Raw genomic sequence first — 16,937 nt, forward strand, 5'->3', positions numbered from 1 at the left:
ACGTACATGAGCGTTGTGTCAGAAAAAGAATACTTTGCAGGCAAGGGCAGTCGGACAAGCCGCCGCCCTCTGCACAGCAAAGTAAATCATTGCATCTTAGAAAACTGATTTAGAAAACAAAGTCGATGGAATCCGGCGAGAAGCCTTCTGGCTGCTCGTCCGTGTTCACCTGAATATCGCTTAACAGCAAATCTGGGTCGGTTCCAATCTGGGACAGGATCGCTATCAAATCTCTGGTTAATCTCTCAATAGCGTCGGCTCCAAACAGCTTCGTGCAATATTCAAAGGAACCCTTGATTTCCCCATCTTCATCACTCATGGACAAAGTCAAATCGAATTTGGAGATACGATGCTCCTGAACATACGGGCTGAAGGACAGCGTCTCAAGCTTCGCTTCCTGTGACTCCGTATTTTGCAGTACAAACATAGTGTCGAATAACGGGTTACGGCTTGCATCCCGTGCTACATCCAGCTTTTCCACCAACTCTTCCAGTGGATAATCCTGATGCTCGAAGGCTTGCAACGTACGATCTCTGGCTTCCAGCAAGTAGCTGTGGAACGTTTGGTTGCCCCTCGGCTGATGCCGGATGGCTAGCGTGTTGACGAACATTCCGATCAGCGGCTCCAGTTCAGGTAACAAGCGTCCTGCTACTGGCGTACCGATGATCAAATCGTCCTGACCGCTGTATTTGGACAGCAGAACGGTGTAGGCACTCAATAGCACCATGTACATCGTACTTCCGGTCTGTGCCGCAATTCGGCGCAGTTGCTCAGATACATTCGCGTCCACTGTAAATTCATACATCGCACCCTCGAAGCTGCGAACAGCAGGTCTAGGATAAGCAATTGGCAAATCCAGTATCGGCAATTCTCCGGCTAAATGCTCCAGCCAGAAGTGTTCCCGGCGTTGGTATGACTCACGCTGCGTCTCCTGCTGCTGCCATACGGCATAGTCCTTGTACTGAATTTGCAGCTGCTCCAATTCCTGCCCTTCGTACAGTTGTACCAGCTCCTGCACGATATTGCTCGACGATACACCGTCTGAAATAATATGGTGCATGTCGTACATCAGGAGGTGGCGCTCTGGTCCAGTTTGAATGAGACGGACACGCAGCAGTGGTGCCTGGCGAAGATCAAAGCTGCGTACAAAGGACTCGATATAGGCTTCGGCTTCGGACTCCCTGGCCTGCAGGTGTTCTACTGCAAACTCCACTTGATCGTAAACCCGCTGAACGACCTCGCCTTCCAGCATTTCAAAGGAAGTCCGCAGCGTTTCATGGCGGGCTATTAACTGACGGAACGCATCCTCCAGCCGATCGGCCTGAAGCGGTCCCTCCACGGTTAATACACCCGGCATATTGTAGCTGAGATCCCCACCTTCCAGATGGCTCAAAATGTACAGTCGTTTTTGAGCCGAGGAAACCGGGTAGTACGCCTGTTGCGCCGCCGCAGGGATCACCGTATAGGTGTCTGTACCGTGCGTTGCGATGAGCTGGGCTTGCTGCTCAATCGTGAAGTGTTGGAACACCTCACGCAGTGTAATCCGACTGTCCAGTTCCTGATGGATTTTGGCCACCAGCGTCGTTGCCCGCAGGGAGTGTCCACCCACGTCAAAGAATGAGTCGGTGACTCCTACGCTGGACAGCTTCAAGACATCCTGCCAGATTTGGGCTAGCTTGGTTTCCAGCGGTGTCCGCGGTGCAACGTACTCCAGGCCTCCTTCGAGGCGTGCTTCCGGTGCCGGCAACGCCTTGCGGTCGATTTTCCCGTTCGGTGTCAGCGGGAAACGATCCAGTTGTACCACATACGTCGGGATCATGTAATCCGGCAGCTTCGGCTGCAGCGCATTGCGCAGCTCCGGCAAACTCAGGGACTCTGAAGCTATGATATAGGCACACAGGTCCTTGTGTCCGTCTTCGTTTTCCCATGCTGTGACCACGGCTTTCTGAATGCCGTCCACGGTCAGCAGCTGCGCTTCCACCTCGCCCAGCTCGATCCGGTAGCCCCGGATTTTCACCTGGTGGTCGATCCGGCCCAAATACTCAATACTGCCGTCTGGCAACCACCGTGCCAAGTCACCCGTCCGGTACATCCGGTTTGCGTGAATGCTGTCCGCTTGATCGGCTGCTGCCGCATCAGCGAACGGATTCAGGACGAACTTCTCTGCCGTCAGCTCCGGCAGGTTCAGGTACCCTCGTCCCACGCCTGCACCTCCGATATAAAGCTCACCTGCGATACCGATCGGTACCAGCTGTTGCTGGCTGTTCAGGATGTACACCGACTGGTTCGCTATCGGCGTTCCGATGGATACCGTATGCTCCCCTTTTTCCAGCAGTACGTTCAGGGACTCCACATCTTCAATCGTATAAGCGGTCGCATCTACCGTCGTTTCGGTCGGGCCATACACGTTCGTAATGACTGGACGATACCCAGACCACTTGTGCAGGAACACATTTACCAGCTGCACGGATAATGCTTCGCCACCGATTAGGTAATGCTTCACTTCCGGCGCTTCCGTCACACTGATACTTTCGTTCAAAATATGCAGATGCGCAGGTGTGCCGTCCGACAGATCAATCCGGTGCGTGCGGTAGTAGGCGATCAAATGCTCTCCGCTCAGACTGACGTCACGGGACACCACATGCAGGGTGTGGCCTAACAGCAAGCTGGCAAAGATTTGCTTCACTGAAGCGTCAAATACAAACGCCGAAAGCCATGCGACATGAAGCGGCTGTTCATAACGGCTGTATACTCGTTCCAATAAAGCATCTACCAGATTGCTAACACTGCCCTGCTCGATCATGACCCCTTTCGGCTGACCGGTGGTACCTGACGTGTAAATCGTATAGGCCAGGTTGTGCGGGCCGGCGACAGGGATCAGATTGCCCGCATCCTGTGCTCCCAACTGAGCTTGAACGTCCTCGTCATCCAAGACTACAGCTCGAACTGTGGATGGCAAGCTGAGCGACAGGTTGGCGACTCTGCTTGTAATCACGACCTTGGCCCCACTGTCTTGGAGCATGTAGTCGATGCGCTCCTGTGGATACACCGTATCCATTGGTACATATGCGCCTCCGGCCTTAAGTACCCCCAGAATGCTCACCAGAATATCCGCAGAACGTTCCAGCAATACGCCAACCGGTTGATCTGCTTCGACCCCTTCCGCTCGTAACACACGAGCCAATTGGTTCGCACGCTCATTCAGCTCAGTGTAGGTCAGCGCGGTGGCCCCAGACACAACTGCTATCCGCTCAGGGTTGCGCTTCGCTTGCTCTTCAAAGCGTTCGCTGAGCGAACGGCCTTGTAATGCTCCAAGCAGGCTGTGCGCATTCGGATCATTGAACACCTTCAGAATCTGCTCGGTTTCTTCTGCCGTAATCAACTCCAGCTCACCCAACTTCGCATCCGGGTTCGCCGCGACGGCTTCGGCCAAGCGAACAAAGTGACGCGTCATCCGTTCTACCGTTTCGCGCTCGTACAACGCAGTTGCATACTGCAATCCGAACTGGATACCTGCCTCTTCCTCTCTGGCTTCCAGCGTCAAATCAAACTTCGCTGGCGTTTGTTCCAAGCCATATGGACGGAAGCTCAAATCTGCCAGTTGCAGTTCGCCTTCCTCGGTGGTTTGCAGGGTAAACATCGTATCAAACAGCGGATGGCGGCTCATATCCCGCTTCACGTTCAGCTTTTCCACCAGTTCCTCAAATGGGTAGTCCTGATGTTCATAGGCTTGCAGAGCACAAACTTTCACTTCTTCCACGTAGCTGCGGAAGGTATGTTCCGCTGTCGGATAGTTTCGCAATGCCAACGTACCGACGAACATCCCGAGGATCGGTTCCAAATCTGCATGCGGTCGTCCGGCAATCGGCGTGCCGACTACGATGTCCTCTTGCCCGCTGTATTGATGCAAGAGCGCGGTGTACGCTGCCAGCAGCACCATATACAGCGTCGAGCCTGTGTGCGCCGCCAGTTCTTTCAGCCGTTCGCTGACTTCACGTTCCAGTCCAAACACCACCGTATCGCCTGCGGTACTTCGTACCGCCGGACGGGCAAAGTCCGTAGGTACATCCAGCACTGGCAGCTCACCCCGGAAGGTGTCCAGCCAGTACGCTTCCTGACGCAACATCCACTCTTGATGGGCTTCGCTTTGCTGCCATACCGCATAATCCTTGTACTGTATACGCATTGGCGAAAGCTCTTCACCGTCGTATAAGCGGACAAATTCATCGGTAAGTACTCCCATGGACACACCATCCGAGACGATATGGTGCATATCGAGCATGAGCAAATGCTGCGGTTCCTGCTCGGTTTCTTGTACACCCAAATCTACCAAGCCTACCCGCAGCAGCGGAGCGACTTGCAGATCGAACGGACGTACAAACTGTTGCACACGTTCCTGTGCTTCCTGGCTGACCCTTGTGTCCGCAGTCGCACCCTCTACCTGTACCTTCGTATATTCCACCTCGAACGGCACGGTGTCCTCAATCCATTGCACCGGCTCACTGTCCACCAGTTCAAAGTGGGTACGCAACGTTGCATGACGGGCGATCAGTTGACGGAACACGTCCTCCACTCGCTTCACGTCTAGCGGGCCACTCACTTGCAGCACTGACGGCATGTTGTAGTTCACATCATTCGGGTCGAACTGATGCAGCACATACAGTCGTTTTTGCGCCGAGGAAAGCGGGTAGGAGCTGCGTTCTTCCGTCACCGGAATGGACGCATACGCCACTTGATCCAGACCTTCCATGACCGCTGCCAGTTGTTCAATCGTTGGCGCTTCAAAAATACTGCGTAGTGGAAGTGGCTTGTTCAGCTCCTTGTGAATTTTCGAGGCCAGCGTCGTCGCCCGCAGCGAGTGTCCGCCAATCTCGAAGAAGTTTTCCTTCACACCGACCTGTGCCAGACCCAGCACATCCTGCCAAATTTGCGCCAGCTTCACTTCCACCCATGTCCGCGGTGCTACATAATCCGCTCCGCTTTGCAGGCTGCCTTCCGGTGTTGGCAGTGCCTTGCGGTCGATTTTACCGTTCGGTGTCAACGGCATCTGCTCCAGCTGCACCAAATACGAAGGCACCATGTAGTTTGGAAGCTCCTCGCTCAGTAAGCTGCGCAGCTCACCAGTGCTCACTTCCCGTTCAGCAACATAGTACGCCACCAGTTGGTTTTGCCCCTGTTCGTCCGCTTGTGCCAGTACGATGACCTCTTGTACGTCCTCCACTTTCAAAATTTGTGCCTCGACCTCACCCAGCTCGATCCGGTAGCCCCGGATTTTCACCTGATGGTCGATCCGGCCCAAATATTCGATGTTGCCGTCCGGCATCCATCTCGCCAAGTCACCTGTACGGTACATCCTTTCATAGCCCGCTTCGCCAGCCGCAAACGGATTCGATACAAATTTCTCAGCCGTCAGCTCTGGACGATCTAGATAACCCCGAGCCAGACCCGGACCGGACACGCACAGTTCACCCGCTACGCCCACCGGAGCCAAATGTCCATGCACATCCACCATGTATACCCGATGATTCGGCACAGGGCGTCCGATAGAAATCAGCTGTCCGGCTCTCTCATCCTCGGATACCGGCCAGATGGACGTCGCCACCGAGTTTTCTGTTGGACCGTAGCCGTTGTAGTACGCCACCTGATCCTTCCACTTGTATACCAGCTCGGTTGAGGATGCTGAACCCGCAGTAAACAGAATACGCAAGTTTGGCATCCGTTCTGGCTCCAGATACACCGCATAGGTTGGAGGCAAAGCGGCCACGGTGATTTGGTGATCCGCCATATATTGCTCAAACCGCTCGTAGTTCAGAATCGTCTCTGACGTTGGCACATACAACGTGGCTCCACAGAACAGCGCTTGGAAGATTTCCCAGCAAGCCGCATCAAACGAATAGCTGGCGAACAGCAACGCATGATCCGACGTGCTCATCCGAAGCGTCTGATCAAAATACGTTTTCAGATTGCATAGCCCGTGATGCTCGAGCATTACACCCTTCGGCTGCCCCGTTGTACCCGACGTATAAATCACATACGCCAAATCATTCGGACCAGACCACGGCTCCAAATTGGAATCATCCTCGTGATACACCGTTTGCTCCCCATCCAGCACCAGCATGCGGCCGTCAAACGTGACTTTGTCTACCAGATGGCTTTGTGTCAACAACAGCTTCGCACCCGAGTCGTCTAGCATGTAGCGGATACGCTCCTCTGGATACGTCGGATCGATGGGGACATACGCGCCACCGGCCTTCAAAATCCCGAAGATACCTACGATCATGTCCACAGAACGCTCGGTCATCAGACCCACCAGTCGATCCTTCGTCACGCCTTGACTACGCAAGGTACGAGCCAGACGATTCGCACGTTCATTCAGCTCGCGATAGGTCAACTGCTCTCCTTCGAAGAACAACGCTGCCTGCTCCGGTGTCTGCGCCGTTTGTGTCTCGAACAAGCCATGGATCGTTTGCCCGCTTGGATACTCAGCAACTGTATTTCCCCATACGCTGAGAATTTGCTCACGCTCCTGCTCACTTAACATATCCAGCTCCTGCACTCGAATGTCCGGCTTCGTCACCACCTGCTCCAACAGCTGTATCAGATGGCCCTGAGTCCGTTCAACGGCTTCACGATCATATAACTTCGCATTGTATTCAAATCGGATTTTCATCGCTTCCTGCGGCATAACGACCAGATTGAAATCATAGTTGGTTTGTTCAATCATGCCGGCATTGCGAATTTCAAAATCCGACTCTGCACCTTCGCCAAGTTGCTCGACCTGCTCCTCCACCGGATAGTTTTCAAACACGATAATGTGGTTGATCAGATCTTGCTTTTGCTCGCTCAAGGCTTGAATTTCATACAGCGGATACGTTTCATAATCTTGAGAAGTCAGCGCCTGCTTCTGATTCGTTCTGATCATGTCGGCAAAGGTGTCCTCAGCCCCACTGCGGATCCGTATTGGAATGGTGTTAATGAACAAGCCCACCATATTTTCGATCCCCGAAATATCCGCTGGACGACCAGACACTACACCGCCAAAAACAGCGTCGTCACTACCGTTGTACTTTTGGAGCAGCAAGCCCCAAGCTGTTTGCAGCAATGTATTGGTGGTCACGTGGTGCTGCTTGGCCACCATTTCCATACGTCCGGTCAAGTCCTTGCCCAGATCGCACAGGATATGCTCAAATTGTGCACCGTCCGCTTTCACGCCTACTTTTCCGGTCGGAATCGAAGTTTGCTGATCATAGCCGAGCAAATAATCCTTCCAATAGGAAGCTGCAGCCCCTACATCCTGTGCTTCAAGCCACTCAATATACTGACTGTATGGAGTAACGGGGGCAAGCTTCGGCTCTCTATGCTCCACGGCTGCAAAATAAGCCTCAAACACCTCATCCGTGACTAATGCCACACACCAGCCATCCATCAAGATGTGATGAGAGCTCCACACAAAATAATAATCCTCATCACCTGTTCGTAAAATCGCCACGCGCATCAACGCATCCCGGGACAAATCAAATCCGGCTGCCTTGTCCTTGCGAATAAATTCCTGCACATACGCGTCACGTTCCTGATCATTCAGATGACGCAAATCTTCACATTTGAAACCAACATCCTTGCGGCGGAAAATAACCTGCACAGGCTCATCCTGCCAACCGCTGATGAAATTGGCCCTAAATATCTCATGCCGCTGCGCCAAATGATTCAAGCTATCTTGGAAAATATCCGCTTGGAAGCGTCCATGCAAATCAAAGGTCGTTTGTTCAAAATAAGCTCCTGACTCTGCATCCATCAAACTATGGAACAACATGCCTTTTTGCATCGGCGTCAGCGCATATACATTTTCCAGTTCCCCCATGTCACGAGTCCGTTCTACCAATTGATCCAGCTCGGCCATGGTTACATTGTTAAGCATGACATCGCTTGGCGTCAGCTCTTGCTGTTTGCGGCCTGTGCAATGCGTAATGATTTCCTGCAAACTGATTCTAAACGCTTCAGCTAGCTGCTCCATCGTTTCATGGCGATACTCCTGCTTGCTGTAGCTGATCGTCAATTGCAGCTCGCCTTCGGAAATCAGTCCGTTCATATCCAGCGTGTGCGTTCTAGCTGCATGGGCGCTAAGCTCTGCACCGCTAGAGTAAGGAGATACGCCAATGGACTGATTTTGCATATCTTGGTCAAATTGTCCCAAATAGTTAAAGCTGATTTCAGGTTCGGTTACAAAACGCTCTTGCTCACGTGCTGCGGACAGGTATCTCAACATCCCGTAGCCAATGCCCTTTTGCGGAATGCGGCGTAGTCCTTCTTTCACATGTTTGATGCGTTGTGAAAGGTCTTGCCCCACGCTCATATCCAGCACAACTGGGAATTGGGTCGTAAACCAGCCCACGGTGCGCGTAATATCCAGTTCTGGCAAAATGGACTCCCGTCCGTGACCTTCCAGGCTCACGAGCACTCGTTCCAGGCCCGCCCAGCGATAAATCGTCAGTCCCAATGCGGTAAGCAGCAAATCATTCATATCCGTGTTGTAGGCACGATGCGCCTGTTTTAACAGCTGCTCCGTTTCCTGAGCTGTCCACGTGACCGTAATGTTCTTGCTGTCCCTATTCAAGGAATGAGAATGGGATTCGTCTTTTGGAAGCGGCTCATACATTCCCTGTTCAATTTCTTGCCAGAATGCGAGTTCTGCTACCATGGCCGGGCCGTTCGCATATTGAGACTGCCCATCAGCCCAGGTGCGGAACGAATCCGTTTTGTGCGGAAGACGAGCCGCTTGTCCGTTCAATGCCTGCTCATAGGCGGTCGTAATATCCTCGAACAAAATGCGCCAAGATACGGTATCCACCACTAAGTGATGAATCGCCATCAGCAAATGATCTCCATCCGGGCAATGGAACAGCCCCAGCTTCACCAGCGGTCCTTCGCTTACATGAATACCCGCCTGAATTTCATTTACTTTGGCCTCGATCGCCGCAGATACCTCAGACTCATTTCTGAAGTCGGCCCGATCCAGCGTATACAGCTCGCCCTCCCCAACCGCACGGTTCCAAGCTTCATATCCGTACTCCGTAGGACGGAAAATGATGCGCAGTGCGTCGTGATGGCTCACGACGTGATCCATCGCTGTGCGCAGGGCCGTTTCATCAAAACCGTCCTTGCTATGCAGCATAATGGACTGGTTATGATGATGAGCATCCGTCAGGTTCTGCTCAAAGAACCATTGTTGAACAGGTGTCAGTTTCACAGCGCCCACCACTTCACTCTGATCCGCCAATCGGGTCACCGTTTGGACTTTCAGTGCCAATGCAGACACGGTTGGATGACTGAACAGGTCTTTCATCTCCAGTCGATAACCTGCCTGCAGCAATCGGGATGATACTTGCAGCGCCTTGATCGAATCGCCACCCAGTTCGAAGAAGTTATCCTGCGTGCCTACCGCTTCCACACCGAGCACCCCGGCCCATACCGCAGCCAATACTTGTTCCACCGTAGTACGCGGTGCCACATAGGCTGCACCGGTATGGATGCTTCCTTCCGGTTCCGGCAAGGCCTTGCGGTCGATTTTGCCGTTGTGGGTCAGTGGCAAGGTCTCCAGACGCATCAAGCGTGCAGGTACCATATGTGCTGGCAGTCCGGCTTCCAGCTCGGCCTGTACCTCCTCAATCCGCAGCTCTGCTTCTCCTGTGATGTATCCGCACAAATACTTGTGTCCACGCTCATCCGTCCGGTCGATGACTACCGCTTGACGCACACCCGGCACCCGCTGGATCGCCGTTTCAATCTCACCCAGCTCGATCCGGTAGCCCCGGATTTTCACTTGATAGTCCATCCGGCCGATAAAGTCCACATTGCCGTCCGGCATCCACCGCGCCAAGTCGCCTGTGCGGTACAATCGTTCACCCGGTACGTACGGGTTCGCTACAAATTTCTCGGCCGTCAGGTCTGCACGGTTCAGGTAGCCCCGTGCTACCCCAGCTCCGCCAATACACAGCTCACCCAGTACACCGATCGGCACCGGATTCAGCTGGCTGTCCACGATGTAGAAGCGCGCGTTCAGCCACGCTTGGCCAATCGGTACACTGCCGCTGCTTGGCAGCTTCGACAGCTCTTCATCATAGAAGCTAGAGTCAATCGCTGCTTCCGTGACGCCGTAGCTGTTCATAATGCGAATATCTGCGCCAAATCGTTCTTGCAGCACCCGGTAATCCGTCACGCTGCAGCTATCCGAGCTGGTGATCAGCAGTTCCAGACTGCTCATGTCCAGCCCGTGTTCATGCACATGCTGCATAAACGGTACAATCAGGGCCGGGGTCGATTCGAATACCGTAATCTGGTAATCGCGAATCCAGCCATACAGACGGCTTGGATCAATCCGGTCGTCCTTCGGACAGATGACCATTGTGCCGCCGTTATAGAGCGTCCGCGCAATATCGCCGACGAACACGTCGAAGGAGAAGCTCGCCAGTTGTAGCAGTCGTACCGGGAACTGGTTCAGACGGTAATCCCGGCGATAGGCCGCAGCCGTATTCACCAAGCTGCGATGCTCAATCATGACGCCCTTCGGACGTCCCGTTGTACCGGAGGTGTAGATCACGTACGCCAGATCCTGCGGTTCGTTGATATGCTCGATATCGGTGGTGTCTCCGGTATACAGCGACTCATCGTCCAGCGCCAGCACGGTATGCAGACGCAAGTTCGATACGGATTCGGATGCTGCTTCGCTATTAGATGGCGAATCTGCTGTTCCATTCAGATTTCCATGGAGAGTACCTGATTCCATCGTTTCAGCGCCAGCCGCTGTTTGCAACTCGCCTTCAGACTGCCCTCCGGTCGAGGCCTGTCGGCTTTCATCCAGCCAGACCTGTGCACGCTCCTGCAAGCCCGTTTGGGTCAACAGCACCGTCGCACCACTGTCCTCCAGCATGAAACGAATACGTTCGGACGGATAGTCCGCATCCAGCGGCACATAGGCGCCTCCAGCTTTCCACACGGCCAATACGCCGACCAGCATGTCGACCGAACGTTCACTCAAAATGCCGACAATCGACTCGCGGCCAATACCTTCATTTCGCAGTCTGCGCGCCAATTGGTTCGCACGCTCGTTCAGTGTGCGGTACGTAAGCTGCTGCTCCTCGTACACCACCGCCACGTGATCCGGTACAAGCTGCGCTTGTTCTTCCACATAGGTATGGAACAAGGCTCCTGCTTCAATAGCAGCAACATCCGATACTCCCACATCTCCAAAACCGTAGATGATTTGTGCCTTCTCCTCGACGGTTACCATATCCAAAGCTGCCAGTGGCTGCTGCGGATGCAGTGTAATTGCACGAACAAGCTCAGTAAAATGTTGTGCCAATCGCGCGATGGTTTCAGGCTTGTACAGCGCCGTGCTGTATTCCAGACTGCACAGAATGCCTTCCGGCTGCTCCACTGCATCCAAGGTCAGATCAAATTTGGCCGTGTTATTGTCCGTCGGATACGTCTTAAAGGTCAGACCCTCCAGTTCGAACTCCTGCTGCTCAAATGTTTTCAACTCAAACATCGTGTCAAACAGCGCATTCCGGCTCGTATCCCGCGTTAAATTCAGCTTTTCAACCAGTTCTTCAAAAGGATACTCCTGATGTTCATAAGCACTGAGCGCATGCTCTTTCACCTCTTGCAAGTAATCCAGGAACGTTTTGTCGCCAGACGGATAATTGCGGATCGCCAGCGTGTTGAGGAATACGCCTACCAAGCCCTCCAGTTCCGCATGCGGTCTTCCGGCAATCGGCGTGCCGACGATGATGTCCTCCTGCCCTGAATATTTATGCAAGAGCGTGCTATACGCGGCCAGCAACACCATGTACAAGGTAGAGCCGGTTTGCGCGGCCAGCTGTTTCAACTGCTCGCTGTCCTCCAGGCTGATCGCAAATTCCAATCGAGCTCCTTCTAGACGCTGTACGGCAGGTCTTGCAAAATCCGTTGGCATATCCAGCGCCGGAATGTCACCAGCCATCGTGTTCAGCCAGTAGCTTTCCTGCTCACGAAGACGTTCACTTTGCATATCGGCATGCTGCCAAACGGCATAGTCCTTGTACTGGATGCGCAGGGACGGCAGTTCCTTGCCTTCATACAATTGAGAGAACTCCTGCACGATGATTCCTTCAGTGACACCATCCGAAATAATATGATGCATGTCATAGAGCATGACGTGACGCTCCGGTCCGGTTTCCACCAACTGAACCCGCAGCAACGGTGCTTGTGCGAGATCAAATGCACGTACAAAGTCCTGTGCGTACTGCTGGGTCTCTTCTTCGCTTGCCTGCACATGCTCCACGTTGAATGCGACGCCCGATTCAATCCGTTGAATCACCTCGCCATCCACCATGTCGAATCGGGTTCGCAGGGCTTCATGACGGGCAATCAGCTGGCGGAAGGCTTGCTCCAGTCGCGTTTTATCCAAGGAACCTTCAATAATCAAAGCGCCCGGCATATTGTAGCTAACCTCTCCGCCTTCCAGGTGACTCAGCACGTACATCCGTTTTTGCGCCGAGGAAACGGGATAATATGCACGCTCCTCCGCCACAGGGATGGATACATACGTTTGCTGCGTCTGATCTTCTCCCATCACCTGCACCAGTTGCTCAATCGTCGGATATTGGAAAATATCTCGCAGGGCCAGCTTGTAATTCAGCTCCTGATGGATTTTCGCCATCAGTGTTGTGGCGCGCAGAGAATGTCCTCCCACTTCAAAGAAGTTATCCTGGATGCCTATCTGCCGATGATTCAGAACACTTTGCCAAATACGTACCAGTTGCTCTTCCAGCAGTGTCCGCGGTGCCACATACGCCGTGCCTCCTTCGAGGCGCGCTTCCGGCGCAGGCAACGCTTTGCGGTCAATTTTCCCGTTTGGTGTCAGCGGGAAATGATCCAGTTGTACGACATACGTCGGGATCATATAACCCGGTAGCTTGGGCTGCAGCATGTTACGCAGCTCGGGCAAATTCAGCGCCTCAGAGGCTACGATATACGCACACAAATCCTTGTCTCCGTCTTCGTTTTCCCAGGCGGTGACGATGGCTTTCTGAATGCCTTCCACGGTCAACAGCTGCGCTTCCACCTCGCCCAGTTCAATCCGGAAGCCCCGGATTTTGACCTGATCATCCATCCGGCCGATAAAGTCCACATTGCCGTCCGGCATCCACCGTGCCAGGTCACCTGTGCGGTACAATCGTTCACCCGCTACATACGGATTCGCTACGAATTTCTCGGCCGACAAGTCCGCACGATTCAGGTAGCCTCGTGCCACTCCAGCTCCGCCAATGCACAGCTCGCCCAGTACGCCGATCGGCACCGGATTCAGCTGGCTGTCCACGATGTAGAAGCGTGCGTTCAGCCACGCCTGACCAATCGGTACATTGCCACTGCTTGGTAGCTTCGACAGCTCTTCATCATAGAAGCTAGAGTCGATTGCCGCTTCTGTGACGCCGTAGCTGTTCATAATGCGGATATCTGCGCCAAATCGTTCTTGCAGCACCCGATAATCCGTCACACTGCAGCTATCCGAGCTGGTAATCAGCAGTTCCAGACTGCTCATGTCTAGCCCCTGTTCATACACATGCTGCATAAACGGTACGATCAGGGCCGGGGTCGATTCGAACACTGTAATCTGGTAATCGCGAATCCAGCCATACAAACGGCTAAAATCAATCCGGTCGTCTTTCGGACAAATAACCATCGTGCCACCGTTATAGAGCGTCCGCGCGATATCCCCGACGAAGACGTCGAAGGAGAAGCTCGCCAGCTGCAGCAGTCGTACCGGGAACTGGCTCAGACGGTAATCCCGACGATACGCCGCAGCCGTATTGACCAAGCTGTGATGTTCGATCATGACGCCCTTCGGACGTCCTGTTGTCCCGGACGTGTAGATCACATACGCCAGATCCTGCGGTTCGTTAATATGATCGACGTCTGTGGTATCACCGATGTACAGCGACTCATCATCCAAAGCCAGCATCGTCTGCAGACGCAAGTTCGCTGCGGATTCGGATGCTGCTTCGCTAGGTGGCGAATCTGCTGTTCCATTCAGGGTTCCATGGAGAGTACCTGATTCCATCGTTCCAGCCGCTGTTTCTAACTCGGCCTTAAACTGCCCTCCCGTCAAGGCCTGTCGGCTTTCATCCAGCCAGACCTGCGCACGGTCCTGCAAGCCTGTTTGGGTCAACAGTACCGTGGCGCAGCTGTCTTCTAACATGAAACGAATACGTTCGGACGGATAGTCTGCATCCAGCGGCACATAGGCGCCTCCAGCTTTCCATACCGCCAATACGCCGACCAGCATGTCGACCGAACGTTCACTCAAAATGCCGACAATCGACTCGCGTCCAATGCCTTCATTCCGCAATCTCCGCGCCAATTGGTTCGCACGCTCGTTCAGTTTCCGGTACGTAAGCTGCTGCTCCTCGTACACCACCGCCACGTGATCCGGCACAAGCTGTGCCTGTTCTTCCACAAAGGTATGGAATAAGGCTTCTGCTTCAACAGCAGCAACATCCGATACCCCCACATTTCCAAATCCATGGATGATTTGTGCTTTTTCCTCGGCAGGTACCATCTCCAAAGCTGCCAGTGGCTGTTGTGGATGCAGTGTAATTGCACGTACGAGTTCGGTAAAATGCTGCGCCAATCGGGCAATAGTCTCAGGCTTGTACAGCGCCGTGCTGTATTCCAGACTGCACAGAATACCTTCTGGCTGCTCTATTGCATCCAAGCTCAGATCAAATTTGGCCGTATTATTTTCCAGCGGATATGAATGTAAGGTCAGACCTTCCAGCTGGAACTCCTGTTGCTCCAATGTTTTCAACTCAAACATCGTGTCAAACAGCGCATTTCGGCTCGTATCCCGCGTCAAATTCAGCTTTTCAACCAGCTCTTCAAATGGATAGTCCTGATGCTCATAAGCACTGAGCGCATGCTCCTTCACCTCTTGCAGATAATCCAGGAACGATTGGTCGCCAGACGGATAATTGCGGATTGCCAGCGTGTTGATGAAGACACCTACCAGGCTCTCCAGTTCCGTATGCGGTCTTCCGGCAATCGGCGTTCCCACTACGATATCTTCTTGGCCTGTGTATTTATGCAAGAGCGTAGTGTACGCCGCCAGCAGCACCATATACAAGGTTGCGCCGGTTTGCGAAGCCAGTTCTTTCAGGCGTTCGCTAACTTCACGCTCCAGTGCAAATTCGATCGTATCCCCTGCCGTACTCTGCACCGCCGGGCGGGCAAAGTCGGTTGACAGATCCAGCACAGGCACTCCGCCCCGGAAGGTGTCGAGCCAGTACGTTTCCTGACGCTGCATCCACTCCTGATGGGCTTCGCTTTGCTGCCAGACCGCATAGTCTTTGTACTGAATCCGCAATGGCAATAGCTCTTCACCGCCATACAAGCGAACAAATTCATCGGTCAGTACCTCCATCGACACACCATCCGAAACGATATGGTGCATGTCGAGCATGAGCAGATGCTGTGATTCTTTCTCTGCTCCTTGTACGCCCAAGTCTACCAAGCCTACCCGCAGCAGCGGTGCAGCTTTCAGATCAAACGGACGGACAAACTGCCGAACCCGTTCTTGTGCTTCCTGACTGATCGTCGTGTACGTAGCTGTGTCTTGATCTGTATCCGAAGTCGCACGCTCTGCCTGTACCTTCGTATATTCCACCTCGAACGGCACGGTGTCCTCAACCCATTGCATCGGCTCATTGTCCACTAGCTCAAAGCGGGTACGCAAGGTTGCATGGCGATCGATCAATTGACGGAACACATCTTCTACTCGTTTCACATCCAGCGGGCCGCTCACTTGCAGCACCGACGGCATGTTGTAGTTCACATCATTCGGGTCGAACTGATGCAATACATACAGTCGTTTTTGCGCCGAAGATAACGGGTAGAAGCTGCGTTCTTCCGTTACCGGAATGGACGCGTATGTTACTTGATCCAGCTGTTCCAGTACGACTGCCAACTGTTCAATGGTTGGTGCTTCAAAAATACTGCGCAGTGGAAGTGGCTTGTTCAGCTCCTTGTGAATCTTCGAGGCCAGTGTCGTCGCCCGCAGCGAGTGTCCGCCAATCTCGAAGAAGTTTTCCTTCACACCGACCTGCGTGAGGCCCAGCACATCCTGCCAAATGTGTGCCAGCTTCACTTCCACCCACGTCCGCGGTGCGACATAATCGGCTCCGCTTTGCAGGCTGCCTTCCGGTGCTGGCAGGGCCTTGCGGTCAATTTTGCCATTTGGACTCAGCGGCATTTGCTCCAGCTGTACAAAGTACGATGGCACCATGTAGCTTGGCAGCCCCCGGCCCAGCTCACTTCTCAGCTCGCTGGCACCCATTTCTTGTCCGGCGACATAGTACGCCACCATTTGTTTTTGTCCCGTTTCATCCGCGCGAGCCGTGACTACGGCTTCGCGTACCGATTCCACTTGGAGCAGCTGCGTTTCGACCTCTCCCAGTTCAATCCGGTAGCCCCGGATTTTGACTTGATGGTCGATCCGGCCCAGATATTCAATGTTGCCGTCCGGCATCCATCTCGCCAAATCGCCTGTGCGGTACATCCGCTCATAGCCTGCTTCCCCGCCAGCAAACGGATCTTTCACAAATTTCTCGGCCGTCAGTTCTGGACGGTTCAGATAACCTCGGGCTACGCCGACACCGCCGATGCACAGCTCACCCGCAACCCCGATCGGCTGCAATTGCTCCGTGCCTTCCTTCACGATGTACAGACGAATGTTTTGAATCGGTTTTCCGATCGGAATAACTCCATATTCCTCATCCGGTTCACAATCAAAGTACGACACGTCCACCGTCGCTTCGGTTGGACCATACAGGTTGATCAGCTTCGCTCCCGCTAGGCTCGACACAAGCCGTTGGAATCGTGCGACATGCTGTGGCGGTAATGCTTCA

General features: G+C 53.6%; 1 protein-coding gene. It reads right to left on the reverse strand.

All coding sequences use genetic code 11. The annotated features are described in order from the left end of the window. Nucleotides 1-109 precede the first annotated feature (109 nt). Nucleotides 110-16,937 (reverse strand): non-ribosomal peptide synthase/polyketide synthase (locus MHB54_RS28325; protein WP_340982129.1); only part of this gene is annotated, 16,828 nt, incomplete at its 5' end.

Source organism: Paenibacillus sp. FSL M7-0802, from assembly GCF_038004945.1.
Classification (GTDB): domain Bacteria; phylum Bacillota; class Bacilli; order Paenibacillales; family Paenibacillaceae; genus Paenibacillus; species Paenibacillus polymyxa_B.